This is a genomic window from Ruegeria sp. YTSB088 (assembly GCF_059609825.1).
This window is the reverse complement of the sequence record NZ_JBXWMM010000009.1, coordinates 37,960-62,645: the sequence shown is the minus strand read 5'-3', so window position 1 is coordinate 62,645 and position 24,686 is coordinate 37,960. Positions and strand designations below refer to the sequence as shown.

The window sequence follows — 24,686 nt, the reverse complement described above, 5'->3', positions numbered from 1 at the left end:
GGTTGGCATACCGGCACCATATAGGTCGTACAGATTGGGTTGTAAGGGGCCATACATGATCAGGCGGTTCGGTGAAACCCCCGAGACGGGGCGGAAATATACCCGGAGGGTTGGCGTCTATGCCCTTTTGCCACGTGGCGGGCAATTGCTGTTGACCTGTCAGACAGAGCCGGGCCCGGATCTGCAATTGCCGGGTGGAGGCATCGATCCAGGCGAATCACCGATTTCAGCCTTGCATCGCGAAGTCTATGAAGAAACCGGGTGGCACGTCGCCAACCCGCGTCGTGTCGGCGCTTTTCGTCGGTTCACCTATATGCCCGAATACGATCTGTGGGCTGAAAAAGTCTGCCTTATCTACCGCGCCCGTCCCGTACGCCGCAAAGGCCCTCCGAGCGAAGCGTTCCACGAAGCTTTGTGGATGGAAGCCACCGATGCCGTTGGATTGCTGGGCAATGACGGTGACCGGCACTTTGCGGAAATGCATCTCAGTTCGCTTTAAGGCCCGTTATATTCGAAGAAAACGGCGGATACGTCATCCCCAATGCTATCTTTGGGCGAAATCTCTTGCGTCAATCGCCAGAACATGTCGTCCAGAAACTCCGACCCGCCCTTTGCAGAAATGCACTGCTGGGCCATCTCTCGCAAACCGTCTTCTTCCAGCAAACCACCTTCAGCGAGCTGACATTCGGTAAACCCGTCCGAGTACACCAACAGCTTGTCGCCGGGTTTCATGTGAGTCTCGATCTGCTGAAAGCTCGCGTCTTCGATCAACCCGATCGGCAACCCGCCATCACCCAGATATTCAGTACTGCCATCCTGCCGCAGCAGGAGCGGATGCGGATGCCCGGCCTGTACCATTTTGAGATGCCCGTTTCGAAGATCCACAATGGCGTAGACCATCGTGAAGTATTCCTCGATCCCTTCATCCGCCATCAATCGGGAATTGAGCATACTGGCGACGTCTTCCGGAGGCAGCAGTGCGTAGAATTTGTTGAACCTCTTTGCCATTGCGACATTTTGATCAAAGTGTTTGCTTGAAAGATAACCGCCCAGACGCGCCGTCATCATGGCCGAGGTGATGCCATGTCCGGATACATCGATGCTGTAGAACCCCAGCCGATTGACCCCGGGCGAGAACATGCCAACAAGGTCTCCACCAATATGGCCACAGGGTCTCAACAACAGGCTGACCCGGGATTTTCCAAAGCTCCGCGTAAATTCCGGAACCAGCGATTCCTGGATTTTACGGGCCTGTATGAGGTCCTTGTCGATCGCGTCATGAGCCAGCCTGAGTTCCTCCAGCGCGGACTCAATCAAGCGGTTTTTCTGCGAAAGCTCGCGCTGCATGTCCAGAATGCGCGCGCCTGCGGATATGCGTGCCCGCAACTCATCCGCCTCAAGGGGTTTGATCAGAAAATCGTCTGCCCCGGCATCCAACCCGCGTGCAACCTCCTGCTTTTCACTTTTTGAAGTCAGCAGGATGAAATAACAGTATTGATCGGTATCCAGGGCGCGAAACGCATTGCAAAACTCAAGCCCGCTCATCCCCGGCATGACCCAATCGCTGAGAACAAGGTCGGGTGGATCATCCAGACAATGCGCCAAAGCCGCATCGCCCGTCTCGGCCTCGACCACCTCAAAGCCCCATTTTCTGAGCGATGCGACCAGGATGCGCCGCTGCAGACGGCTGTCATCCACCACCAGCACCTTACGGATCGCGCCGAAATCCAGATCTGATCTGGTTTCCTCAAGACTCGTCCTTGGCACCATTTACCCTCTGATTTGATGCGTTCATTCACACACAGCGACCCTAGCGGCGACGGTTTTAACATCCGGTGAAGACCGAAGGCTGCAATCCCGCTTGGCGGTTAACCCGGTTTTTACTGGTGTTGCCTATTCCTAAAAACGCATGTTCAACGGCAGGTGACGCAGTATGATCCACTGGGGCAGAGTCAGGCAATTGCGGGACGAAGTTGGCCCGGATGAGTTTGATGAGGTGGTCGACATCTTTCTGGAAGAAGTTCAGGAGGTCATCGCCCGCCTGCATCAGGATACAAGCCGGTCCGAACTGGAACAGAATCTGCATTTCCTGAAGGGCAGCGCGCTCAGTCTTGGATTCGACCAGTTCTCGAAACTCTGTCAGGACGGCGAACGGCAGGCGGCCGCAGGTCAGGGCGGAGATGTCGATCTGCCCGCTATTCTGGCCGTATTTGACAGCTCGAAACAGAAATTCGAGGCTGAGCTGCGCCAGAACCTGAGTTAGATCACAAACTGCGCCAGCGTCTCGTCTTCGGTGATATCGGTATAGGTGAACCCCGCCTCGTCCAGATGCGCAAACAGGCGCATGAAATTTTCGGGCTTGCGGGTTTCGATCCCGATCAAGACCGAACCGAAATTGCGGGCTGATTTTTTCATGTATTCAAAGCGGGCAATGTCATCCTCGGGGCCCAGAATGCCCAGAAACTCTTTCAATGCGCCCGGGCGCTGCGGCAGGCGAAGGATGAAATACTTCTTCACCCCGGAATAGCGTTGGGCGCGTTCTTTGACCTCGGGCAGGCGTTCGAAATCGAAATTGCCACCGGATGTCACACAGACCACGGTCTTGCCCCGCACAAAGCTTTGGATATCGCCCACCGCTTCGATCGCCAGGGCGCCGGCGGGCTCCAGAACAATGCCTTCGACATTCAGCATCTCGATCATGGTGGTGCAGATTCGGTCCTCGGACAGGACCAGCACATCCGACAGATGGCGTGATTTCAACAGTTCAAACGGTTTCTCACCGATCCGTCCAACCGCAGCGCCATCGACGAAGGTATCCACATGATCCAGCGACACAGGATGCCCCGCAGCCAATGCAGCCCGAAGACAAGCACCTCCAGCTGGTTCGACAAACAGACAATGGCTGCGATCCCCGAACCATGTGGCCACGCCCGAAGACATGCCGCCACCGCCAACGGGCAAAACAACGTGATCCGGTACACCGCCCAGTTGCTCTTCAATCTCGACCGCCAAAGAGGCTTGCCCTTCGATCACATCCGCATCGTCAAACGGTGACAGGAAATGCCCGCCCTGCTGCGTGCACCAGGTTTGCGCGGCGGCCAGAGTGTCATCAAAATAGTCGCCGGTCAGGTGGATCTCGATATTGTCGCCGCCGAAGATTCTGGTCTTTTGAATTTTCTGCTGCGGTGTGGTCACCGGCATGAAGATCACGCCTTTGACACCCAGATGCTTGCACATGAAGGCCACGCCCTGCGCGTGGTTGCCCGCGCTGGCACAGACGAACAGGTCCTGCCCCTGCTGTTTTCGCATCGCGTTGAACGCCCCGCGGATTTTATACGACCGCACCGGGCTGAGGTCTTCGCGCTTGAGCCAGATATCGGCCCCATAGCGTTCGGACAGATGAGCATTGCGCTGCAACGGCGTCGCCGGAAACACAGAGCGCATCGCCTGTTCGGCGGCGCGGGCGCGGGTCACGAAATCAGTCATGTCCGTTTCCCTGCCCCATCATCGCGATAAGGGCAAGGAATACATATGTGTACGGGCTTACGACAGCTCGCGCTTTTCGATGAAGACACCGTACATTGTGGTAAAGATACTGATGTTGATCATCGGAAGGATGAGCGTGCCAAAGAACACGGTCAGCAAAACGCCCAAAACCGGAATTATTGCCAGGACAGTGAAAGCCAGCTGCACCAACACCTGGAACAGGAATGCAACGACGAGAAGCAACAAAATTGCACCGCTGACCCCCGCAGTTTTGGTCCATGCATCGCTGAGCGAGATGGGATCACCAATCGCCGCTGCCGGCAGGATAATTGACAGGCGATAGAAACATACGACCAGAAAAACAGTGTATGCAATCATCAGAATGATCGAAAGCCCCGCAAGGCTTTCGCCAAGTGCTGCAGCGAGCAGACCCATGGGGATATACGCGATCATCATCAAAATCCCCAACATCAGGAAGCGACCGAAATAGGCAAGGATCCTGTCGAAACGGAATGTCGGGAGTATTCCCGTGGGGTACTCTTCCATAAGGATGAAGCGGTGCCATGACACCGCGATCCAGAACATGGTGACGAACATTACCGCCAGCAAAACGAACACAAAGACAAAGACTGATCCTGCGGTTACACCAGGTGGCAGATCGACTGCGTTTTCATCAAGCGCTTCAAGCGGAATACCAAGCGCCAAGAACACGCCCACGATAACGATAGTCCCAATCAGAGCAGGGCCAACCGTGATCTGCAGGACCTGCTTCAGGTTCCCAAACACCATCCGCACCGAATGCACAAATATTTGCCATCCCAACATATGAAACCGCCCTCTCAACCAATGCTTGTTATTCTCTGCCTCCGTTTCACCCCAATTCAGTCACTGCGTCAATCCTCACAACTTGCCCCCGCGCGTAAAACCCGCTAGGGGCCAATCGTTCTACGCATAAAGGGAAGTCAGATGTCCGCGCCCAAGAAAGTTGTTCTGGCCTATTCCGGTGGCCTTGATACCTCGATCATTCTGAAATGGCTGCAAACCGAGTATGGGTGTGAGGTCGTGACCTTCACCGCTGATCTGGGTCAGGGAGAAGAGCTGGAGCCCGCACGCCAGAAGGCCGAACTGCTGGGGATCAAGCCCGAGAACATCTATATTGAGGACATCCGTGAGGAGTTCGTTCGCGACTTCGTCTTCCCGATGTTCCGCGCCAATGCGCAGTACGAGGGGCTGTACCTGCTGGGCACCTCGATTGCGCGGCCGCTGATCTCGAAGCGTCTGGTTGAGATCGCCGAAGCGACGGGTGCCGATGCGGTCGCCCACGGTGCAACCGGCAAGGGCAATGACCAGGTACGGTTCGAACTGGCGGCCTATGCGCTGAACCCCGACATCAAGGTGATCGCACCATGGCGCGAATGGGATCTGACCAGCCGCACCAAGCTGCTGGAGTTTGCCGAACAGAACCAGATTCCGATCGCCAAGGACAAGCGTGGTGAGGCGCCCTTCTCGGTCGATGCCAACCTGCTGCACACCTCGTCCGAAGGAAAGGTTCTGGAAGACCCTGCGGATATGGCGCCTGATTATGTGTACCAGCGTACCGTCCACCCCGAAGATGCCCCGAACGAGCCGGAGTTCATCGAAATCGGCTTTGAAAAAGGCGACGCGGTCAGCATCAATGGCGAGGCGATGAGCCCGGCGACCCTGCTGACCAAGCTGAACGAATATGGCGGCAAGCACGGCATTGGCCGTCTGGACCTGGTCGAAGGCCGCTTTGTCGGCATGAAATCACGCGGTATCTATGAGACGCCCGGCGGAACCATCCTGCTTGAGGCTCACCGTGGTATCGAATCCATCACCATGGACCGCGGCGCGATGCACCTGAAAGACCAGCTGATGCCGCAATATGCAGAACTGATCTATAATGGTTTCTGGTACAGCCCCGAGCGTGAAATGCTGCAAGCTGCCATCGACAAATCGCAGGAACATGTCTCCGGCACAGTGCGTGTGAAACTGTACAAAGGTCTGGCCTCGACCGTTGGTCGCTGGTCGGATCACTCGCTGTATTCCGAGGCACATGTCACCTTTGAAGAAGATGCAGGTGCCTATGATCAGACCGACGCGGCAGGCTTCATCCAGCTGAACGCGCTGCGTCTGAAACTGCTGGCCGCGCGCGACAAGCGTTTGTCCAAGTGATTGACGAAGACGACAACGAAGACGAACTCGATATGTTCATCGAGGCGCAGGACACGGTTTGGGCCGATGTCCTGCGTGAACTGGAACAGGGGCAGAAAACCAGTCACTGGATGTGGTTCGTGTTTCCGCAACTGGCCGAGCTGGGCCAGTCCCATATGGCGCAGCTTTACGGCATCGAAGATCTGGATGAAGCGACACGCTATCTGAACCATCCTGAACTGCGCCGCCGTCTGACACATGCGGCCTCGCTGTTACTGCAGCATCAGGGGCGCGACGCCAGCGATATTCTGGGCGGGGTTGATGCAAAAAAGCTTCGTTCTTCGATGACGTTGTTTTCCTCGGTGGCGAATGCTCCGGCCGAGTTTCAGGCTGTTCTTGACGCTTTTTATGATGGCGCGCCCTGCGCTCGGACAGTTCAGAGCCTCAGCGCGTCGTGATGGGAAGTTCCAGTCGGGTCAGCCTTGCCTGTTCGATACCTGACGCTTTACGCATTCGGAAACTGCGAAAGGAACCCGGATGCTTCAGGACATCGCCGACGAAATTCAAAAAGGTCTGAACGGCAAAACCTTTGACGGCTCGTTGAAATTCGATTGTGGTGAGGACGGCGTTATTGTTCTGGCGGACAGTCAGGCATCGACTCAGGACCAGGAAACGGATTGCACGATCCGCATCTCGCAGGACAACCTGACCAAGCTTCTGACCGGAAAACTGAACCCGATGACAGGTGTCGCTTTAGGCAAGCTTAAAATCTCGGGCAATATGGGTGTTGCGATGAAACTGGGGCAGTTGCTGGGTTAAGCCGAAGGCAGGTTCATCGCGGACCTCCCCCTTGCCGGGACGCCCATATCCCACTGCCAAGACGGCCCGGTGTAAGGTATTCCACCGACGTCCGCCGCCGATAAACTCGTCTCACCAGCCCGTGACATCAGATGTCAGGCAATTGAATGTCATTCGGGTTCGGGTCACCATGGTGCCGAAAGGAGACCCGACATGTCACGGACCGCATATCTGGATGCCTTCAAAACAGCCATTCTGTTCACCCTGATCACACTTGCGATGCTCCTGCGCGCCCTGCCTGCCCCCGCAGCAGGTGCCGAAACGCTGACGGTTGCAGGAGGATGTTTCTGGTGTGTCGAGTCCGATTTTGAATCTGTACCGGGTGTTGTCGGGGCCGTGTCGGGCTATACCGGCGGCAATTCCGCCAACCCCACCTATGATCAGGTCTCCAAAGGTGGCACCGGTCATTATGAAGCAGTGCAGATTACTTTTGACCCGGCCCGCGTCTCACGTGAAACACTGCTGAACATGTTCTTCCGCTCGGTTGATCCGACGGACGCCGGAGGTCAGTTCTGCGACCGGGGCGACAGCTATCGAACTGCGATTTTCGTCTCTAACAAAGGCGAAAAAGCGTTGGCTGAACAAGCCAAGAAAGAAGCACAACGAGCACTGGGTCAGAATGTTGTCACCCCGATTCTGAACGCAGGCTCGTTTTATCCAGCCGAGGCCTATCATCAGGATTACTACAAAGGGAACAAGCTGATCTTCACCCGCTTTGGACCCAAGCGTCAGCACAGCGCCTATAAAGCATATCGCAAAGCCTGCGGCCGTGACGCGCGCGTCAAACAGCTCTGGGGTTCAGATGCGCCTTTTGCCGGGTCTTAATCGAAGGACGCGTCGCGCACTTCTCTCAAATCCGGAATGACATCGGCCGTGCCGTGCCGCGTGACCATCAGGGCAGCGGCGCGGTTCGCTTGCAGAATGGCCTGTTCCATTGGCATTCCGCGATCCATTCCAGCCAGTACGTAGCCAGTGAAGGTATCACCTGCCCCAGTGGTATCCACGGCCTGCACCTTGTGGGCCGCAAATTCCACCGGGTCATTGCCCTGCTGCAAATACCGAGCGCCTTTTGAACCCAGCGTGACAATGACATGCCGAACGGGAAGGTCAGCCGCACCCATCCCGGTCTCTTGCCGCAATTGTTCGGCCTCGACCTCGTTCAGGATCAGGAAATCCAGATAGGGCAGAACCGCCTGAACCGCCTGTGCCTGAAACGGCGCGGCGGCGTAACAAACGGTCAGTCCAAGTTTGCGCCCCAACTGCGCAGCTTCAACTTGTGCGTTGGTTTCATTCTGCAGGATCAGCAGATCACCGGTGTTTGCAGATGACAGAGCCTGCCCCAGATGGCTGATATCCAAGGCGTGGTTGGCCCCCGGATAGAGGATGATCAGATTCTCACCCTCGGCATCCACCGCAATGATTGCGTGCCCCGTCGGCAGGTCCGCCTCCGAGATATAGCGTGTGTCAACGCCATATTCCGTCAGTCGATCCTTCGCCCAGCGCCCATCATGCCCGACGGCACCGATATGGCTGACGCGCGATCCGGCCCGCGCAGCCGCCACTGACATATTGGCACCTTTTCCGCCAAGGAAGCGGTCCAGCCCGCGGGCGGCCAGGGTTTCCCCTGGCGCAGGCAGATGCGGCAGGTCGTATACCATATCCGCGTTGATCGAGCCAAGGTTCCAGATCGTCATGGTTTATCCGATGTCGCACGAGGCCAGAATGGCCATGTTCAGAATATCGTTCGCTGTCGAGACGGTCGAGCAAATCTGAATCGGCTTGTCGACACCCGCCAGGATCGGCCCGATCACTGTAGCGCCGCCCATTTCCTGCATGAGCTTGGTCGAGATCGACGCTGAGTGCCGCGCGGGAACGATCAGGATGTTCGCGGGGCCGGTCAGGCGTGAAAACGGATAAGCCGCCTGTTGATCCACGTTCAGCGCCACATCCACAGTCATCTCGCCTTCATACTCGAAGTCAACGCCGCGCTGGTCCAGAACGGTCGGGGCACGATGCATTTTCTCGGCACGTTCCGAAATCGGGTAGCCAAAAGTCGAGAAACTGACAAAGGCAACCCGAGGTTCCAGACCCATGTGCCGGGCCACTGCGGCCGAACGCTCGGCAATGTTGGCCAGATCGTTTTCATCCGGCCATTCATGCACCAGTGTATCACCGATCAGGACAATCCGGCCTTTATGCAGAAGTGCCGTCACGCCGGCGGCGCCATGGGCGGCATCGGCATCAAATACATGATTGATGCGATCGATTACATGGGCCGATTTTCGTGTTGCTCCGCTAACCAGCCCGTCTCCGTGTCCGTGGGCCAGCATCAGTGAAGAGAACACGTGGCGGTCCCGCGCGGCCAGACGGTGAATATCCTTGCGGTCAAAGCCTTTGCGCTGCAAACGCTCATAGAGGAAATTCGAATAGGTCTCGAGGTGGGTGGTGTTTGCAGCATTCACAACCTCGATCTCCCGCACTGCATCGCCAAGACCGGTGGCTTCAAGTTTTTCTTTGACATCATCCGCCCGGCCGACCACGAGCGCCTTACCAAAGCCGGAACGCTGGTACATGACGGCGGCGCGCAGCACGCGGGGATCATCGCCCTCGGCAAAAATCATGCGGCTTTGCGCCTGTCGCGCCCGGGCGTTCAGCCCGCGTAGAATGCTGGCGGTCGGGTCCATCCGGGACTTCAGGCTCAGCTCGTAAGCCTCCATGTCGATGATCGGGCGGCGGGCCGCACCGGTGTCCATCCCTGCCCTTGCTACCGCTGGTGGGATGCGGTGGATCAAGCGCGGATCAAACGGCGTAGGAATGATATAATCCCGCCCGAAGGTCAGCGACTTGCCATAAGCCATCGCGACCTCATCCGGCACATCCTCTCGCGCCAGATTGGCCAGTGCATGGGCACAGGCGATCTTCATCTCGTCATTGATGGCACGCGCGTGGATGTCCAGCGCGCCGCGGAACAAATAGGGAAAGCCCAAAACGTTGTTGACCTGGTTCGGATAGTCGCTGCGCCCGGTCGCTACGATGGCATCCACGCGGACCTCGTGCGCCTCTTCCGGGGTGATTTCCGGATCGGGGTTGGCCATTGCAAAGATCACTGGATTATCGGCCATGCTTGCGACCATCTCCTGCGTGACCGCACCCTTGACCGAAACGCCAAGAAAGACGTCCGCACCCTTCATGGCCTCTTCCAGAGTACGCAGATCCGTGGTGATCGCATGGGCCGACTTCCACTGGTTCATACCCTCGGTCCGGCCTTGGTAGATCACACCCTTGGTATCACAGACGATACAGTTCTCGTGCCGCGCGCCCATGGATTTGAGTAGTTCAATACACGCAATCCCTGCCGCCCCGGCTCCGTTGAGAACGATCTTCACATCCTCGATCTTCTTGCCCGAGATATGCAACGCGTTGATCAGCCCCGCCGCGCAGATCACCGCCGTGCCGTGCTGGTCGTCGTGAAAGACGGGGATGTCCATCTCTTCCTTCAGGCGCTGCTCGATGATGAAACACTCGGGCGCCTTGATGTCTTCCAGGTTGATGCCGCCGAAGGTCGGCCCCATCAGACGCACCGCGCGGCAGAACTCATCCGGGTCTTCGGTATCCAGCTCGATATCAATCGAGTTCACATCCGCAAACCTTTTGAACAGGACGGATTTCCCCTCCATCACCGGTTTCGAGCCCAGCGCGCCAAGATTCCCAAGCCCCAGAACCGCCGTCCCGTTCGAGATTACGGCCACCAGGTTGCCCTTGTTGGTATAGTCATAGGCGGTCTCTGGGTTCTCGGCGATTGCTTCACATGGAACGGCCACACCCGGGCTGTAGGCAAGCGAAAGATCGCGCTGCGTGGTCATCGGGACAGTGGCCTGCACCTCCCACTTGCCGGGGGTGGGGTCGAGGTGAAAGGCCAGCGCCTCTTCTTTGGTGATCTTCGCTTTGGGCATCGGAAATGTCGTTTCTTTACATCTGTTGGGCTTTTGCCTCATAGCGCAGGCAAAGGCGCTCCTCAACGACAATACGTTTTCACCTTTCGTCGCAGGGACCGGGTTTGTAAGGTCGCGCCCGGAATACGCCAGAAGGGGGCCGCTTTGTCCACAGTCACGCCGATGATGGCGCAATACCTCGAAATTAAAGAGGCTCATGCCGACGCTCTGCTGTTTTATCGCATGGGCGATTTCTATGAGATGTTTTTTGATGACGCCGTCAACGCAGCCGAGGCGTTGGACATCGCCCTGACAAAACGCGGCAAACACAATGGCGAAGACATTCCGATGTGCGGTGTGCCGGTGCATTCGGCAGAAGGGTATTTGCTGACACTGATCCGGAAAGGCTTTCGCGTGGCTGTCTGCGAGCAGATGGAAAGCCCGGCTGAAGCCAAGAAAAGAGGCTCTAAATCAGTCGTAAAGCGTGATGTTGTACGCTTGGTGACGCCCGGAACACTGACCGAAGATGCCCTACTTGAGGCCCGTCGCCACAACTTTCTGGCGGCCTATGCCGAAGTTCGGGATGAGGCCGCGCTGGCCTGGGCCGACATCTCGACCGGCGCGTTTCACGTGATGCCTTTGACACCGGTGCGCCTCAGCCCCGAACTCGCACGACTGGCACCGTCGGAACTGATCGTCGCCGATGGCGTGCAAGACAAACTGAATGAGCCGGTTCGTGACTTGGGTATTTCCATCACCCCTGTCGGGCGGGCCAGTTTTGACAGCACGGCGGCTGAAAAACGCATCTGCGGTTTATTTCACGTGGGTGCGCTGGATGCATTCGGAAGCTTTGGACGCGCCGAAGTGTCCGCGATGGGTGCGCTGATCGACTATCTGGAGATTACACAGAAGGGCAAATTGCCCCTGTTGCAAACGCCACTGAAGGAATCCGAAGACCGTGTTGTACAGATCGACGCTGCAACGCGCCGCAATCTGGAGCTGACCCGGTCCTTGTCTGGCGGACGTGCCGGTTCACTGCTTTCGGTAGTCGACCGAACCGTGACCCCGGGCGGTGCCCGTTTGCTTGAGCAACGTCTGTCCAGCCCCTCACGCAATCTGGAAATCATTCACGCCCGACTGGACGCGGTGAGCTTTGCGGCCGAAGATAGTCTTATCGCGTCAGACCTGCGTGAAGCTTTGCGGAAGACGCCAGATCTGGACCGCGCCCTGTCCCGTTTGTCGCTGGAGCGCGGCGGGCCTCGGGATCTTGCAGCCGTCCGAAACGGCCTGACTCAATCGGCAGCCATTGCCCAGATTTGCGCAGATCAGGATGTGCCGATTCTGCTATCAACCGCGCTTCAAAACCTTGTTGGCTTCGACGACCTGTTGAATTTACTGGATGAAGCCCTGGTCGCCGAACCACCGCTTCTTGCACGTGATGGTGGTTTCATCGCTCCGGGCTTTGACGCCGAACTGGACGAGGCCCGCACCCTGCGGGACGAGGGTCGGTCCGTTATCGCCGGATTCCAGAAAAAATATTCCGAGCATACCGGCATCACGTCGTTGAAGATCAAACACAACAACGTGCTGGGATATTTCATCGAGACGACAGCGACCCATGCCGAAAAGATGCTGAACCCGCCCTTCAGCGAGACCTATATCCACCGCCAGACCACCGCCAACCAAGTGCGGTTCACCACTGTTGAACTCAGCGAGATCGAAACCCGCATCCTGAATGCCGGGAATCTGGCTCTTGAGATCGAAAAACGGCTCTATCAAAGGCTATCTGACGAGATTTTGTCCCTCGCAGCACGACTGAATCAAGCTGCCCGCGGGTTGGCTGAACTGGACCTGACCACTGCCCTCGCCGATCTGGCGCGCGGGGAAAACTGGTGCAGACCACAGGTGGACGCGTCCCGCGCGTTCAACATACAGGGCGGTCGGCATCCGGTTGTCGAACACGCACTGCGCCAACAAAGCGGCGATGCCTTCGTCGCCAATGACTGCGATCTTAGTGCCGATGACGGTGCAGCCATCTGGTTGCTGACAGGCCCAAACATGGCCGGTAAATCGACTTTCCTGCGTCAGAACGCGTTGATCGCCCTGCTGGCCCAAATGGGCAGCTTCGTCCCGGCCGAGCAGGCCCATATCAGTGTGGTCAGCCAGTTGTTCAGCCGCGTGGGAGCCTCTGACGATCTGGCGCGGGGCCGCTCGACTTTCATGGTCGAGATGGTGGAAACCGCCGCGATTCTAAACCAGGCCGACGAACGGGCGCTTGTAATTCTCGATGAAATCGGGCGTGGAACGGCAACCTATGACGGGCTCTCCATTGCCTGGGCGACTCTGGAGCATCTGCACGCAGCCAACAAATGTCGTGCCTTGTTTGCCACGCATTATCACGAGCTCACAGCGCTGGCCGGGACGCTGGAAGGTGTCAAGAATGCCACGGTCGCGGTGAAGGAATGGGAAGGCGAAGTGATCTTCCTGCACGAAGTCCACAAGGGTGCTGCCGACCGGTCATACGGCGTGCAGGTTGCGCAACTGGCCGGGCTGCCCGCATCCGTGGTGGAACGCGCCCGCATTGTACTGAACCAACTGGAGAAAACAGAGCGCGAAGGTGGAAAGCAAAAGGCGCTGATCAACGATCTGCCACTGTTTTCTGCTGCACCACCACCACCGCCGCCCGCACCCAAGGCATCGGCGGTCAACGATATGCTGAACGACATCCTGCCGGACGAGCTTACGCCACGAGAGGCACTTGACCTGATCTACAAATTGAAAGAGGCGGCCAGATTCTGACCGCCCCTGCACCTTCAAAAGCTCTTGCGCCGGAGGCTTGGCTTTTTCGAAGCCGATCAGCTTGCAGGCATGGAAGAAACGCCCACCTGCGCCGGACGCAGCAGGCGATCGTGCAACATAAATCCTTCTGCGGACACCTGAATGATGTCTCCTGCCTTGGTTCCGGGAACCGGTGCCTCGAACATGGCCTCGTGCACGTTCGGATCAAACCGGTCGCCCACTTCGGGCGTGATCACTTCGATACCATGCTTGTGGAACACGTCCTTCAATGCACGCATGGTCAGTTCAACACCTTCCAGCAAACCAGCAGCGACTTCTTTCTGCTCATCCGTCGCGGCTTCAAGGGCGCGTTTCATGTTGTCGTATACGGGCAGCATATCGCGGGCCAGCTTGGACCCGCCATACTGTTCAGCATCGCGGCGTGCCTTGTCACTCCGCTTGCGCATGTTTTCGGCATCCGCCAATGCCCGCATGAACTTGTCTTTGTAGTCGTCCCGTTCGGCTCGCAGCGCGTCCAGCTCCAGTTCCTCTTCGCTGAAGTCCATCAGCTCTTCGGCCAGCTCTTCAGCCTCGGCGGTTGCGATATCGTCCAGAAAATCTTCGTTCTTGGGCTCTGCCATCTCTTACCCTCTAGCTCCGGTCGGATATCAGCTTGCCGACCAGTTGCGCCGTATAATCCACGATCGGTACGATCCGTCCATAATTCAGACGTGTGGGCCCGATGACCCCGACCGCACCGATTATCTTTCGATCAGCGTTCATATAAGGAGACACCACCAAAGAGGAACCCGAAAGTGAGAAAAGTTTGTTCTCAGAGCCGATAAAAATGCGCACACCCTCACCGTCCTCGGTCAATTCAAGGAATTCAGCGATGTCTCGCTTGCGTTCCAGATCGTCAAACAGGGTGCGAATGCGGTCAAGTTCCTCGGTCTGACCGGGTTCGTTGAGAAGATTCGCGCGCCCGCGCACGATCAAACGCGCCGAGTCGCTTCCGTCTCCGTCCCAAACGGCCATCCCGCCTTCAACCATCTCACGCGCCAAAATGTCGATTTCCTGCTTACGCGCGTCGATCTGCGTCTGCATCTGCCGCCGCACTTCGCTGAGGGTCCGCCCCTCGATGAGCGCGTTCAGGAAGTTCGCGGCCTCACGCATTGAACTGGGTGTTTGCCCCGGTGGCGGTGTGAACAAACGGTTTTCCACATGACCGTCCGAGAAAACAAGAACCACCAAAGCCCGATCATGGCCCAGAGAAACAAACTCGATATGTTTGATTTCCGATTCATGTTTGGGCGTCAAAACCAGTGAGGCCCCTTGTGTCACGTGTGACAAGGCAGAACCGACACGGTCCAGCATTCCGCCAACATCACCCGTGTTAGAGCCTAGTGTCTGTTCCAGTTTCTGCCGGTCATCGGCGCCCAGGTCTCCGACTTCAAGCAATCCGTCCACAAACATTCGCAGACCTTGCTGCGTCGGGATTCGACCAGCGCTGACATGGGGGCTGTCCAGAAGGCCCAGAAACTCCAGATCCTGCATCACATTTCGGACAGTTGCGGCGCTGACTTTTTCGGACAATGTACGTGCCAAAGTACGACTGCCAACGGGCTCTCCGCTTTCCAGATAGCTCTCGACAATCAGCCGGAACACTTCACGTGACCGGTCGTTCATCTCGTCCAGAATCTTGCTCGCTTCGCTCATGCGTGTTCCCCTGCTCGCTTGTCATTAAATAGCAGGCAAATGAAAGGTCAATCGGGGTTGCATCCTAAGGCACGGGGACGTTATCCCCAACCCAGCAAACAAAGGAATTCCGATGCGACCCTCTGGAAGAGATTTAAGCGAAATGCGCGCCGTTTCAATCGAGACGGGGTTCACAAAACATGCCGAAGGTTCCTGCCTGATCAAAATGGGCGACACACACGTTTTGTGCACGGCAACGATCGAAGATCGCGTGCCGCCGTTTATCAAGGGATCGGGCCTTGGGTGGGTCACAGCCGAATACGGAATGCTGCCCCGCGCCACCAATACACGGATGCGGCGCGAGGCGGCTTCGGGCAAACAAGGGGGCCGTACGGTCGAAATCCAGCGCCTGATCGGCCGCGCCCTGCGCGCCGGTGTCGACCGGGTTGCTCTGGGAGAGCGTCAGATTACCGTAGACTGCGACGTGATCCAGGCTGATGGTGGCACCCGCTGCGCCTCGATCACTGGCGGCTGGGTCGCGCTGCGGCTGGCTGTGAACAAGCTGATGAAAACCGGCGAGGTGATTTCGGACCCGCTGGTTGATCCAGTCGCCGCCGTGTCTTGCGGCATCTATGCGGGTCAGCCGGTACTGGACCTTGATTACCCCGAAGACAGCGAAGCGGGCGTAGATGGTAACTTCATCATGACCGGATCCGGCAAACTGATCGAAGTACAGATGTCCGCTGAAGGCTCTGTTTTCAGCCGTGCGCAAATGGATCAACTGATGGATCTGGCGGAAAAAGGCGTCTCTGAACTGGCTGCCACGCAGAAAGCCGCCACCGCATGACCCGCAAATTCGACGGGGACAAGTTACTGGTCGCCACCCATAATAAGGGTAAGCTCGAGGAGATGGCGCATCTTCTTGAGCCCTTCGGCGTGACAGTTGTTGGTGCCGGCGAATTGAACCTGCCGGAACCCGAAGAGACCGAGGACACCTTTGTTGGTAATGCGCGGATCAAGGCCCATGCGGCCGCCAAAGCCACCGGCCTGCCTGCTCTGTCGGACGATTCCGGGATCACTATCGATGCGCTGAACGGCGCACCTGGTGTTTACACCGCCGATTGGGCCGAAACCGACAATGGCCGTGATTTTCTGATGGCCATGACCCGCGCCCATGATGAGCTCGAAGGGAAAAACGCACCTCACCCCCGCACCGCTCAATTCCGCAGTACACTGGTTCTGGCCTGGCCCGACGGGCACGACGAAGTGTTCGAAGGCGTTGCACCCGGTCATCTGGTCTGGCCGATCCGCGGCGAAGGTGGGTTTGGCTATGACCCAATGTTTGTCCCCGACGGGTACGACATTACATTTGCTGAAATGGATCGCTGGGAAAAGAACAAGATCAGCCATCGCGGCCGCGCGGTGGCGATGTTCGTGAAAGGCTGCTTTGGCGGATGATTGGCGCAACGGGGGCTTTGGCCTGTATGTGCACTGGCCCTTTTGCGAGGCCAAGTGCCCCTATTGCGATTTCAATAGCCATGTTTCCAGAAATATTGATCAAAAACAATGGATTGGCTCCTATCTGAGCGAACTTCACCGTTCCGCCTCTGAAACGCCGGATCGGGTGCTGAACACGATCTTTTTTGGTGGCGGCACGCCTTCTCTGATGGATCCGGAAACCGTTGCAGCTGTGATCGATGGGGCGCGTGCGCTCTGGCACCCGGCCAATGACATGGAAATCACGCTCGAAGCTAATCCCGGCTCGGTTGAAGCCGGTCGGTTTTCGGCTTACCGCGATGCTGGGGTTAATCGGATATCGATGGGCATTCAGGCCCTGAATGACGAAGATCTGAGGCGGCTGGGACGGATCCATACGGTGGCCGAGGCCCGGGCCGCCTTTGATACAGCCCGAAATTGCTTTGAGCGTGTCAGCTTTGACCTGATCTATGCGCGCCAACACCAAACGCTGGAAGCCTGGCGTACGGAACTGACCGAAGCGCTGTCGATGGCTATAGACCACCTGTCACTATATCAATTGACGATCGAAGACGGGACGGCCTTTGGGGATCGGTATGCGGTGGGTAGATTACGAGGCCTGCCAGAAGATGACAGTGCCGCCGATATGTATCTAGCGACACAGGAAATTTGCGAGGCACATGGCTTGCCGGCCTACGAAGTTTCCAACCACGCCCGCCCCGGCGCGGAATCGCAGCACAACCTTATTTACTGGCGGTATGGCGACTATGTCGGCATTGGGCCCGGCGCCCATGGGAGGATTACCCTGAATGGTCAGAAATACGCGACCGAAACCTATCTGAACCCCCAGCGCTGGCTTGATACCTCCCAAAAAGGTAACGGAGAAAAGGACCGCAGCGTATTGTCGCTTGAAGATCAGGCGAATGAATACCTTATGATGGGTATGCGGGTTACTGAAGGCCTAGATATAGACAGGTGGCAAGCCCTTTCTGGTCACTCTCTTCCCTCCGAAACCATGGATCATCTGACTGACATCAACATGGTTCAGCGCAGGAACGGACGCCTGATAGCCACATCAGACGGGCGCGCCGTATTGAACGCAGTCATCCGGGAGCTGTTGGACTGAGTATGCAGTATCTTTGGGCCGGACTGGGATTGCTTTGCGTTGCGATGGCGGTTGTTGGGGTTGTTCTACCCCTTCTTCCAACAGTGCCATTTCTTCTGCTTGCCGCGTTTTTCTTCGCCCGCTCATCCTCGCGGCTGCACAATTGGCTTGTGAGTCATCAGCTTTTTGGGCCATTGATTCTTGATTGGCAAAGTTCCGGTGCCATTCGACCGGTCGCAAAAAGGGCGGCAACCGTCTCGATCGCCGCCGTTTTCGGAATCTCTGTTATGCTGTCCGCACCGCCTTTTGTGTTGATCATTCAGGCCGTTGTGCTGGGCGGCGTCATGATCTTTATCTGGTCACGGCCTAACGGCTGAGCTTAGCGCACAAATCGTCCAGCTGATCCAGGTTCTCATAGGTCAGAACGACTTGTCCTGTTTCCGTTCCGGCCTTGTGATTGATCGACACTTTCATCGCCAGGATCGCGGATAGGTCCTTTTCCAACGCACGTGTGTCTGCATCCTTTCCAGCATCCAGATTTCGGGCGCGAGGTGCAGATCGCTCAGCGCCGCCTTGCTGCTGTTTTTTGACCAAAGCCTCGGTTGCGCGCACCGATAAGCCATCCTTGACGATCTGTTTCGCAAGTTCCGACGGATTTTCGGCCGTAATCAGCGCCCTAGCGTGCCCCGCAGATAGTTTTCCTTCAATAACAAGTGCTTGCACATCCACCGGCAAGGACAGAAGCCGCAAAAGGTTCGCAATGTGGCTGCGGCTCTTGCCCAGGGCCTCAGCGAGCTTTTCCTGCGTGTGCCCAAATCGATCCATCAACTGCTTATAGCCAGCGGCCTCTTCCACCGCGTTCAGATCTGCACGTTGGATGTTTTCAATAATCGCAACTTCCAACACTTCCGTGTCATCGAATTCACGCACAATGACCGGAACATCGTGCAGCTGCGCCATCTGCGCCGCGCGCCAACGGCGTTCGCCTGCGACAATCTCATATTCTCCTGAACCTGTCGCGCGAACGATCAGGGGCTGAATGATGCCTTTTTCCCTTACCGACGCCGCCAGCTCGTCTAGCTGCTCAGGAATGAATGTGCGGCGCGGCTGGTTTGGGTTGGCTTTCAGCTTTTCAATCGGGACTTTCAGATCAGGCCTGCGCGCATCCACTGAGGCCCGACCTTCTGCTTCAGGATTTACATCTGCCATAAGGGCAGACAGGCCCCGCCCCAACCCTCTGGATTTTGCTTTCTTGGCGCTCATGTCGCCCTCCTCATTCCCGCTCAGGCTGCGGTTTTGTTGTTCTTGTGCATGATCTCGCGAGCAAGATGTCGATACGCCATTGCTCCAAGCGATCCCGAGTCATATTGCAAGACCGGCAACGCATACGACGGCGCTTCGCTGACCCGCACATTTCTGGGTATCTTGGTTTTAAAAACCATCTCACCCAGATTGTCACGTGCGTCTTTCTCGACCTGGCGGGACAAGTTGTTGCGGTTATCATACATGGTCAACACAACACCTTCGATTCTCAGATCTGGATTCGCCGTTTGGCGAACCTCTCGAATCGTCAGCATCAATTGCGACAGTCCTTCAAGGGCAAAGAACTCACTCTGCAACGGCACAAGTACCGAGTGTGCAGCAACCATTGCATTTACGGTCAGCAAGTTTAGGGACGGCGGGCAATCGATTAGAACAAAATCAAACTCAAATGCATCTATGGCTGTCTGCCGCAGCGCATCATGTAAAAGGTAACTGCGTTTTTCGTTTGAGATCAGTTCAATATCGGCGGAACTCAAGTCGACGGTGGCCGGTACTACGAAAAGGCCTCCAATTTCAGTTTCCTGAACCACTGCCTCTAGTGGCGCCTCGTCGAGGATCAGGTCATAAGTTGTCCAGTCCCGATCTTCGACACCCAAACCAGTTGAAGCGTTCCCCTGTGGATCGAGATCAACCACCAGAACTCTGCAACCGGCCTCAGCCAATCCAGCAGCAAGATTGATAGCTGTGGTTGTTTTCCCGACCCCACCCTTCTGATTGGCAACAGCAACTATCCGAGGCCCTGAAGGTCGAGATAAATCAACCACGTGATACTCCATTTATCTTAAGGATAACGGCTTGAGGTTCAGTTAAACTTGTAATCGCCTCTGCCTCGAGTTTCCATTCCTCACGTGCGTCTTCCATCTCTTTTTTCCAATTTGCGCCTTTGGGCAACAATGCTGTCCCGTTGGTGTGTAAATGTCTGTCACAAAAGGATAATAGTGTACGCAAGTCAGCCAATGCACGCGCTGAAATGATGTTTACCGCCAAAGGATCAACCATCTCAATCCTTTTTGAAGTCACTGCGCATCTTATTCCGCATTCCCGGGCAACGTTGCGCAAGAAAGCTGATTTTCGCTGATCACTTTCTATCATATTGAATGAGGCGCTTGGATTTTCTTCCGCGGCGAGGATAGCACAAACCATACCCGGGAACCCGCCTCCACTTCCCAGATCCGCCCAGGTGTCAAAACTGTCAGCGCACCGATAGACTTGCACGGAATCCAGAATATGCCGGTCCCAGATATGCTCCAGGCTGTTCCGCGACACGAGGTTGATCTTTGGATTCCAACGTTTCACCAGTTCAACATAAGTCGTGAGGCGTTCGAATGTTTCACGTGAAACATTCAGGTCTTCAAACTTCGAATAATCAACCATCATGCTTGGCGAACTCTTTGATCCCGGCGCAGTTTTGCCAGAACGAGCGTCAGCGCTGCCGGCGTGACCCCCTCGACACGGCTTGCCTGAGCGATATTTGCAGGCTTTGCTTGCGACAGCTTTTGTTTCATCTCCGAAGACAGGCCGTCCAAAGCAAAATAGTCGAACTCATGCGGGATGACATAGGATTCATCCCGCTTCATTGCTTCAACGTCCCGCTTTTGTCTGGCAATGTAGTTGGCATACAAGGCGTCCCGCTCGATCTGGAGCCTGATTTTTAGGTCAACATCCTGCAAATCAGGAACAAGAGGCAGCAAATCTTCAAACGAGGTGTCGGGGAATGCGAGAATTGCCATCCCATCCCTACGGTTTCCATCCTGATTAACGTTTATACCGGCGGCGAGAACTTCCTTGGGCGTATAAGTCCGTTCCGTCAGCTTTGACTTCACGCTTTCAAGTTGGTGCATTTTATCTTCGAACTGAACTTTGCGCTCTTGTCCGACGCACCCCAATTCCAAACCAAGCGGTGTCAGCCGTTGATCAGCATTGTCGGCGCGCAGAGATAGCCGGAATTCCGCACGCGACGTGAACATGCGGTAGGGTTCGGCAACTCCTCGAGTTGTCAAATCATCGATCATTACGCCAATATAACTGTCGGATCGCGTAAAATGGATGGGTTCTCGCCCTTGGGTCTCCAACGCCGCATTGAGGCCGGCAACCATGCCCTGAGCTGCGGCTTCCTCATATCCTGTGGTCCCATTTATCTGGCCCGCTAGATATAGTCCGGGAACAGTTGGTAAGGATAAAGAAGCACTCAGGACGCGCGGATCAACATAGTCGTATTCGATTGCATATCCTGGTTGCAGAATATCTGCATTCTCCAATCCCTTAATCGATCGCACATAGTCCAGTTGAACGTCTTGCGGCAATGACGTCGAGATACCGTTCGGATAGATCGTGTGATCATTGACCCCTTCGGGCTCAAGGAAGATTTGATGCGATTCCTTATCCGCGAATCGTACGATCTTGTCTTCAATCGATGGACAATAGCGCGGGCCTACTCCATCAATGCGACCGCCATACATCGCGGATTTCGAAAGATTCGCAGCGATGATCTCATGTGTTCGCGCATTTGTGTGTGTAATTCCGCAGGAAATCTGGGGCGCGACAACGGATTGAGACATAAAAGAAAACAGGGTTGGCTCATCATCACCGTCCTGCCTTTCAAGATCCGACCAATCAATGCTCCGACCATCCAGGCGCGGCGGTGTCCCGGTTTTCAATCGTCCCATGGGAAGATTGTATCTTTCCAACCGTTCAGCCAGTTTAACGGAAGGTCGATCCCCCATTCTCCCACCGGGACGAGACACGTCACCTATGTGAATGACACCCCTTAGAAATGTACCGGAGGTCAGGATAACGGCGCGCGCAGAAAGTTCTGATCCATCAGAAAGAGCAACACCTGCAACCTTCTCACCGATCAATAGAAAATCGACAACCTCTCCTACAACAACGGACAGGTTATCCTGTTTTTCTGTTTCCTGTTGCATAGCAAGCCGATACAGGGCGCGATCTGCCTGCGTTCTCGGCCCCTGTACGGCGGGCCCTTTTCGACGGTTCAACAAACGAAACTGTATGCCCGCCTGATCCGCCACACGACCCATGACGCCATCCAAGGCGTCAATCTCACGCACAAGATGGCCCTTTCCCAAACCTCCAATCGCCGGATTGCAGGACATAACGCCGATGTCTGTTGCAGACAACGTCACCAGTGCAGTTGTTGCGCCCATCCTTGCTGATGCATGAGCGGCCTCGGTTCCGGCATGGCCTGCGCCAATGACGATGACATCAAACTTCGAATGTTTCACGTGAAACACTCCTTATTTTCCCAAACAGAAGCTGGAGAAGATTTCATCCAACAGAGTTTCGACATCTATTCTGCCCACCAGAGATTCAAGGGCACGAATTGCAGTTCTCAACTCCTCTGCAGCGATATCATACAGGTCCGGACCTGATTCCAGAACCGAGATTGCAGATTTGAGTGAGTCCAATGCACTTTTGATTGCAACGCGATGGCGTTCCCGTGTTGCAATACCATGGCTAGTAGTTCTCTTACTCAGTACACACGAAATATGGTTTACGAGTGCGTCTATTCCCTGACCTGTTTTCCCAGATACACCCTGCCCGTCAATACCCCGAAGGTCCGCTTTGGGCAGAACATGAATATCACCATCTTGCATCTCCACACCCAAGATTTCCGGTGTTTCAGACAAGAAAACGCGAAGGTCAGCGGCCTCCGCTCTGCTACGCGCAAGCTCGATGCCCAGGTTTTCGACATGATCTTCAGTTTGTCGCAGCCCCGCCGTATCCAGCAAGGTCACTGGTAAACCAGCCAGATCCATTCGAACTTCGATCACATCGCGCGTGGTCCCGGCGTATTCCGAAGTAATAGCCGCCTCACGGCCTGCCAATACATTTAAAAGAGTGGATTTCCCCGCATTTGGAAGGCCGACGATCGCAACCTCGAACCCTGTACGTATTCGCTCGGCAATTTTGACGCCGTCTGCCTCATAGTGAAGATCTGACATGACACCTTGGATCAGGGCGCGCACTTCCGGCGTCACATCAGTAGGAACTTCTTCATCAGCAAAATCGATGACAGCTTCCAACAGGGACGCAGCCCGTATCAAATCCCTGCGCCACCGTTCTGCCAAGGTGCCCAGCTCGCCCGCCAAAATGGTCTGAGCTTGCTTACGTTGTGCTTCCGTTTCTGCATCGATTAGATCGGCCAGACCTTCAACCTGAGTCAGGTCCATCTTGCCATTTTCCAGTGCCCGGCGTGTAAACTCACCCGGTTCAGCGATACGCAACCCTTCCGTATCAGACAGGCAGCGCAGCACTGCGTTGACAGAGGCTGTGCTTCCGTGAATCTGAAGCTCGGCCACGTCCTCACCGGTAAAGCTAGCCGGGGCCTGGAACGTCAAGACCAATCCGTCGTCCAAACGTGCTCCGCCATGATCCATCAGAGTGCGCAGGACCATGCCACGCCTTGGCAACGCACCACCAGTCAGGCGCGCCGCTGCTGAATGAGAGTCTGGACCTGAGAGGCGGATGACCGCCACCCCAGCTTTGCCCTGCGCGCTGGCCAAGGCGAATATCGTATCCATTCGAAGGCCTCGCTAGAGTTTAAGACCTGTGTCAGGTGTTCATCGAATCGAAGAACTCACTGTTGGTCTTGGTCTGCTTCAACTTGGACAACAGGAACTCGATCGCGTCAGTCGTGCCCATCGGGTTGAGGATACGGCGCAGAACGAAGGTCTTGGCCAGATCGCCCTTGTCGACCAGCAGTTCCTCTTTCCGCGTGCCGGATTTGAGGATGTCGATCGCCGGGAACACGCGTTTGTCCGCAATCTTGCGATCAAGAACGATTTCCGAGTTACCTGTACCTTTGAATTCTTCGAAGATGACCTCGTCCATCCGACTGCCGGTGTCGATCAGCGCGGTGGCGATGATGGTCAGTGAGCCACCTTCTTCGATATTCCGCGCAGCACCAAAGAACCGCTTGGGCCGTTGCAGAGCATTCGCATCCACACCACCGGTCAGAACTTTACCCGAGGATGGCACCACGGTGTTAAACGCCCTACCAAGTCTTGTAATCGAATCGAGAAGAATAACAACATCTCGTTTATGCTCAACCAAACGCTTGGCTTTTTCGATGACCATTTCCGACACGGCCACGTGGCGGGTCGCGGGTTCATCAAAGGTCGAAGACACAACCTCACCCTTCACCGAGCGCTGCATGTCCGTCACCTCTTCGGGGCGTTCGTCGATCAGCAGGACGATCAGATAGCACTCTGGGTGGTTCTGTTCGATCGAATGCGCGATGTTCTGCAGGATCACCGTTTTACCGGTCCGCGGCGGTGCCACGATCAGAGAACGCTGGCCTTTACCGATCGGCGAGACCAGATCAATAACACGGGCCGATTTATCCTTGATGGTGGGATCCTCGATCTCCATCTTCAGACGCTCGTCCGGATACAGCGGCGTCAGGTTGTCAAAAGCAATCTTGTGCTTGGCTTTTTCCGGTTCTTCAAAATTAATCTTGGTAACTTTAGTCAGTGCAAAGTAACGTTCGTTCTCATCAGGTGCCTTGATATCACCTTCAACCGTATCTCCGGTCCGCAGCGAGTGTAGGCGGATCATTTCAGGCGAAACATAGATGTCATCCGGACCCGGCAGATAGTTCGCCTCCGGCGAGCGCAGGAAACCGAAGCCGTCCTGAAGAACCTCAAGCACGCCATCGCCACCAACGGTCCAGCCCTCATCCGCGCGTTCGCGCAGGATCTGGAACATCATCTCGCCTTTTCGCATGGTCGAGGCGTTTTCGATTTCCAGTTCTTCGGCCATCGCCAGAAGATCTTTTGGGCTTTTGGCCTTGAGATCGGCCAGATTCAGAGATTCAGTTGTCATTATACAAACCTTCACCG

At 56.0% G+C, this 24,686-nt stretch carries 24 protein-coding genes; 11 read left to right on the top strand and 13 right to left on the bottom strand.

All coding sequences use genetic code 11. The annotated features are described in order from the left end of the window. Nucleotides 1-55: 55 nt before the first annotated feature. The gene (locus AC2FFA_RS15275) at nucleotides 56-499 is read left to right on the top strand and encodes an NUDIX hydrolase (RefSeq protein ID WP_299899830.1); all 444 of its coding nucleotides are present in this window, start codon (nucleotides 56-58) and stop codon (nucleotides 497-499) included. Here AC2FFA_RS15275 and AC2FFA_RS15270 read toward each other — a convergent pair. Next, on the bottom strand, nucleotides 496-1,770 hold the full coding sequence (locus tag AC2FFA_RS15270; protein WP_496852269.1) for a PP2C family protein-serine/threonine phosphatase: 1,275 nt from the start codon (nucleotides 1,768-1,770) through the stop codon (nucleotides 496-498). The two genes, AC2FFA_RS15275 and AC2FFA_RS15270, sit on opposite strands and share 4 nt — an antisense overlap. Before the next feature lie 163 nt (nucleotides 1,771-1,933). On the opposite strand from AC2FFA_RS15270, the gene AC2FFA_RS15265 reads away from it, so the two are divergent. After that, nucleotides 1,934-2,263, top strand: coding sequence for an Hpt domain-containing protein (locus AC2FFA_RS15265; protein WP_496852267.1), 330 nt, complete (start codon nucleotides 1,934-1,936; stop codon nucleotides 2,261-2,263). Here the strand turns inward: AC2FFA_RS15265 and ilvA are convergent. Together ilvA and AC2FFA_RS15255 are read right to left on the bottom strand one after the other, a co-directional pair. Further along, complete coding sequence (gene ilvA / locus AC2FFA_RS15260) at nucleotides 2,260-3,486, bottom strand: threonine ammonia-lyase IlvA (RefSeq protein WP_496852265.1); 1,227 nt, start codon at nucleotides 3,484-3,486, stop codon at nucleotides 2,260-2,262. The two genes, AC2FFA_RS15265 and ilvA, sit on opposite strands and share 4 nt — an antisense overlap. A gap of 57 nt (nucleotides 3,487-3,543) precedes the next feature. Further along, nucleotides 3,544-4,311 (bottom strand): hypothetical protein, encoded by a 768-nt coding sequence (locus AC2FFA_RS15255; RefSeq protein WP_496852263.1) that lies wholly within the window; start codon nucleotides 4,309-4,311, stop codon nucleotides 3,544-3,546. A 141-nt stretch (nucleotides 4,312-4,452) separates the two neighbouring features. Here AC2FFA_RS15255 and AC2FFA_RS15250 point away from each other — a divergent pair, with 141 nt between their 5' ends. From AC2FFA_RS15250 to msrA, 4 genes are all read left to right on the top strand, one after another. Then, nucleotides 4,453-5,679: an argininosuccinate synthase gene (locus AC2FFA_RS15250; protein WP_496852262.1), complete on the top strand. Its 1,227-nt coding sequence runs from the start codon at nucleotides 4,453-4,455 to the stop codon at nucleotides 5,677-5,679. 32 nt (nucleotides 5,680-5,711) lie between these two features. Next, entirely contained in the window at nucleotides 5,712-6,116 is a 405-nt protein-coding gene (locus AC2FFA_RS15245) for a DUF1810 domain-containing protein (protein WP_117872921.1), read from the top strand. Nucleotides 6,117-6,195: 79 nt separating this feature from the next. Continuing rightward, nucleotides 6,196-6,477, top strand: coding sequence for an SCP2 sterol-binding domain-containing protein (locus AC2FFA_RS15240; protein WP_117871291.1), 282 nt, complete (start codon nucleotides 6,196-6,198; stop codon nucleotides 6,475-6,477). Nucleotides 6,478-6,669: 192 nt separating this feature from the next. Further along, nucleotides 6,670-7,341 (top strand): peptide-methionine (S)-S-oxide reductase MsrA, encoded by a 672-nt coding sequence (msrA, locus tag AC2FFA_RS15235; RefSeq protein WP_496852260.1) that lies wholly within the window; start codon nucleotides 6,670-6,672, stop codon nucleotides 7,339-7,341. On the opposite strand, the gene AC2FFA_RS15230 is transcribed toward msrA, so the two are convergent. Both AC2FFA_RS15230 and AC2FFA_RS15225 read right to left on the bottom strand, forming a co-directional pair. Continuing rightward, on the bottom strand, nucleotides 7,338-8,210 hold the full coding sequence (locus AC2FFA_RS15230) for a ribokinase (RefSeq protein WP_117871287.1): 873 nt from the start codon (nucleotides 8,208-8,210) through the stop codon (nucleotides 7,338-7,340). The genes msrA and AC2FFA_RS15230 overlap by 4 nt on opposite strands. 3 nt (nucleotides 8,211-8,213) lie before the next feature. Continuing rightward, entirely contained in the window at nucleotides 8,214-10,469 is a 2,256-nt protein-coding gene (locus AC2FFA_RS15225) for an NADP-dependent malic enzyme (RefSeq protein WP_496718989.1), read from the bottom strand. A 162-nt stretch (nucleotides 10,470-10,631) separates the two neighbouring features. Between AC2FFA_RS15225 and mutS the strand changes: the two genes are divergently transcribed. Further along, nucleotides 10,632-13,247: a DNA mismatch repair protein MutS gene (gene mutS, locus AC2FFA_RS15220; RefSeq protein WP_496852363.1), complete on the top strand. Its 2,616-nt coding sequence runs from the start codon at nucleotides 10,632-10,634 to the stop codon at nucleotides 13,245-13,247. 56 nt (nucleotides 13,248-13,303) lie between these two features. Here the strand turns inward: mutS and AC2FFA_RS15215 are convergent, their stop codons facing one another. Then, nucleotides 13,304-13,867: a nucleotide exchange factor GrpE gene (locus tag AC2FFA_RS15215; protein WP_117871280.1), complete on the bottom strand. Its 564-nt coding sequence runs from the start codon at nucleotides 13,865-13,867 to the stop codon at nucleotides 13,304-13,306. Between the two features lie 10 nt (nucleotides 13,868-13,877). Further along, complete coding sequence (gene hrcA / locus AC2FFA_RS15210) at nucleotides 13,878-14,942, bottom strand: heat-inducible transcriptional repressor HrcA (RefSeq protein WP_496673630.1); 1,065 nt, start codon at nucleotides 14,940-14,942, stop codon at nucleotides 13,878-13,880. 112 nt (nucleotides 14,943-15,054) lie between these two features. Here hrcA and rph point away from each other — a divergent pair, with 112 nt between their 5' ends. Genes rph through AC2FFA_RS15190 form a run of 4 tightly spaced genes read left to right on the top strand, consistent with a single transcriptional unit; the run spans nucleotide 15,055 to nucleotide 17,879 of the window. Continuing rightward, a complete protein-coding gene (gene rph, locus AC2FFA_RS15205; protein WP_496852257.1) occupies nucleotides 15,055-15,768 on the top strand; it encodes a ribonuclease PH in 714 nt (237 codons plus the stop codon). Then, entirely contained in the window at nucleotides 15,765-16,379 is a 615-nt protein-coding gene (gene rdgB, locus AC2FFA_RS15200; RefSeq protein ID WP_496852256.1) for an RdgB/HAM1 family non-canonical purine NTP pyrophosphatase, read from the top strand. The genes rph and rdgB overlap by 4 nt, the downstream gene beginning before the upstream one ends. Then, nucleotides 16,369-17,523: a radical SAM family heme chaperone HemW gene (gene hemW / locus AC2FFA_RS15195; protein WP_496852255.1), complete on the top strand. Its 1,155-nt coding sequence runs from the start codon at nucleotides 16,369-16,371 to the stop codon at nucleotides 17,521-17,523. The genes rdgB and hemW overlap by 11 nt, the downstream gene beginning before the upstream one ends. A gap of 2 nt (nucleotides 17,524-17,525) precedes the next feature. Further along, nucleotides 17,526-17,879, top strand: a complete 354-nt coding sequence (locus AC2FFA_RS15190; protein ID WP_117871270.1) for a YbaN family protein — start codon at nucleotides 17,526-17,528, stop codon at nucleotides 17,877-17,879. Here AC2FFA_RS15190 and AC2FFA_RS15185 read toward each other — a convergent pair. Genes AC2FFA_RS15185 through rho form a run of 6 tightly spaced genes read right to left on the bottom strand, consistent with a single transcriptional unit; the run spans nucleotide 17,869 to nucleotide 24,669 of the window. Next, nucleotides 17,869-18,765, bottom strand: a complete 897-nt coding sequence (locus AC2FFA_RS15185; RefSeq protein WP_496852254.1) for a ParB/RepB/Spo0J family partition protein — start codon at nucleotides 18,763-18,765, stop codon at nucleotides 17,869-17,871. The genes AC2FFA_RS15190 and AC2FFA_RS15185 overlap by 11 nt on opposite strands. A gap of 20 nt (nucleotides 18,766-18,785) precedes the next feature. Further along, nucleotides 18,786-19,589 (bottom strand): ParA family protein, encoded by an 804-nt coding sequence (locus tag AC2FFA_RS15180; protein ID WP_299899808.1) that lies wholly within the window; start codon nucleotides 19,587-19,589, stop codon nucleotides 18,786-18,788. Then, nucleotides 19,582-20,199 (bottom strand): 16S rRNA (guanine(527)-N(7))-methyltransferase RsmG, encoded by a 618-nt coding sequence (gene rsmG, locus AC2FFA_RS15175; protein WP_496852362.1) that lies wholly within the window; start codon nucleotides 20,197-20,199, stop codon nucleotides 19,582-19,584. The genes AC2FFA_RS15180 and rsmG overlap by 8 nt, the downstream gene beginning before the upstream one ends. After that, nucleotides 20,199-22,067, bottom strand: a complete 1,869-nt coding sequence (gene mnmG, locus AC2FFA_RS15170) for a tRNA uridine-5-carboxymethylaminomethyl(34) synthesis enzyme MnmG (protein ID WP_496852253.1) — start codon at nucleotides 22,065-22,067, stop codon at nucleotides 20,199-20,201. Before mnmG ends, rsmG begins: the two co-directional genes overlap by 1 nt. 12 nt (nucleotides 22,068-22,079) lie before the next feature. Continuing rightward, entirely contained in the window at nucleotides 22,080-23,366 is a 1,287-nt protein-coding gene (gene mnmE, locus AC2FFA_RS15165) for a tRNA uridine-5-carboxymethylaminomethyl(34) synthesis GTPase MnmE (RefSeq protein WP_496852252.1), read from the bottom strand. Between the two features lie 31 nt (nucleotides 23,367-23,397). Then, nucleotides 23,398-24,669: a transcription termination factor Rho gene (rho, locus tag AC2FFA_RS15160; protein ID WP_117871260.1), complete on the bottom strand. Its 1,272-nt coding sequence runs from the start codon at nucleotides 24,667-24,669 to the stop codon at nucleotides 23,398-23,400. Between the last annotated feature and the right edge of the window lie 17 nt (nucleotides 24,670-24,686).

What these genes read in the sequence shown, in the direction of transcription:
- mutS (WP_496852363.1), top strand. Translation starts at nt 10,632, where the DNA reads ATGATGGCGCAATACCTCGAAATTAAAGAGGCTCATGCCGACGCTCTG.
- mnmE (WP_496852252.1), bottom strand. Translation starts at nt 23,366, where the DNA reads ATGGATACGATATTCGCCTTGGCCAGCGCGCAGGGCAAAGCTGGGGTG.
- ilvA (WP_496852265.1), bottom strand. Translation starts at nt 3,486, where the DNA reads ATGACTGATTTCGTGACCCGCGCCCGCGCCGCCGAACAGGCGATGCGC.
- rph (WP_496852257.1), top strand. Translation starts at nt 15,055, where the DNA reads ATGCGACCCTCTGGAAGAGATTTAAGCGAAATGCGCGCCGTTTCAATC.
- rdgB (WP_496852256.1), top strand. Translation starts at nt 15,765, where the DNA reads ATGACCCGCAAATTCGACGGGGACAAGTTACTGGTCGCCACCCATAAT.
- hrcA (WP_496673630.1), bottom strand. Translation starts at nt 14,942, where the DNA reads ATGAGCGAAGCGAGCAAGATTCTGGACGAGATGAACGACCGGTCACGT.
- msrA (WP_496852260.1), top strand. Translation starts at nt 6,670, where the DNA reads ATGTCACGGACCGCATATCTGGATGCCTTCAAAACAGCCATTCTGTTC.
- AC2FFA_RS15275 (WP_299899830.1), top strand. Translation starts at nt 56, where the DNA reads ATGATCAGGCGGTTCGGTGAAACCCCCGAGACGGGGCGGAAATATACC.
- rho (WP_117871260.1), bottom strand. Translation starts at nt 24,669, where the DNA reads ATGACAACTGAATCTCTGAATCTGGCCGATCTCAAGGCCAAAAGCCCA.
- AC2FFA_RS15215 (WP_117871280.1), bottom strand. Translation starts at nt 13,867, where the DNA reads ATGGCAGAGCCCAAGAACGAAGATTTTCTGGACGATATCGCAACCGCC.
- AC2FFA_RS15265 (WP_496852267.1), top strand. Translation starts at nt 1,934, where the DNA reads ATGATCCACTGGGGCAGAGTCAGGCAATTGCGGGACGAAGTTGGCCCG.
- AC2FFA_RS15245 (WP_117872921.1), top strand. Translation starts at nt 5,712, where the DNA reads ATGTTCATCGAGGCGCAGGACACGGTTTGGGCCGATGTCCTGCGTGAA.
- AC2FFA_RS15225 (WP_496718989.1), bottom strand. Translation starts at nt 10,469, where the DNA reads ATGCCCAAAGCGAAGATCACCAAAGAAGAGGCGCTGGCCTTTCACCTC.
- AC2FFA_RS15230 (WP_117871287.1), bottom strand. Translation starts at nt 8,210, where the DNA reads ATGACGATCTGGAACCTTGGCTCGATCAACGCGGATATGGTATACGAC.
- AC2FFA_RS15255 (WP_496852263.1), bottom strand. Translation starts at nt 4,311, where the DNA reads ATGTTGGGATGGCAAATATTTGTGCATTCGGTGCGGATGGTGTTTGGG.
- AC2FFA_RS15250 (WP_496852262.1), top strand. Translation starts at nt 4,453, where the DNA reads ATGTCCGCGCCCAAGAAAGTTGTTCTGGCCTATTCCGGTGGCCTTGAT.
- AC2FFA_RS15190 (WP_117871270.1), top strand. Translation starts at nt 17,526, where the DNA reads ATGCAGTATCTTTGGGCCGGACTGGGATTGCTTTGCGTTGCGATGGCG.
- AC2FFA_RS15270 (WP_496852269.1), bottom strand. Translation starts at nt 1,770, where the DNA reads ATGGTGCCAAGGACGAGTCTTGAGGAAACCAGATCAGATCTGGATTTC.
- rsmG (WP_496852362.1), bottom strand. Translation starts at nt 20,199, where the DNA reads ATGGTTGATTATTCGAAGTTTGAAGACCTGAATGTTTCACGTGAAACA.
- AC2FFA_RS15185 (WP_496852254.1), bottom strand. Translation starts at nt 18,765, where the DNA reads ATGAGCGCCAAGAAAGCAAAATCCAGAGGGTTGGGGCGGGGCCTGTCT.
- AC2FFA_RS15240 (WP_117871291.1), top strand. Translation starts at nt 6,196, where the DNA reads ATGCTTCAGGACATCGCCGACGAAATTCAAAAAGGTCTGAACGGCAAA.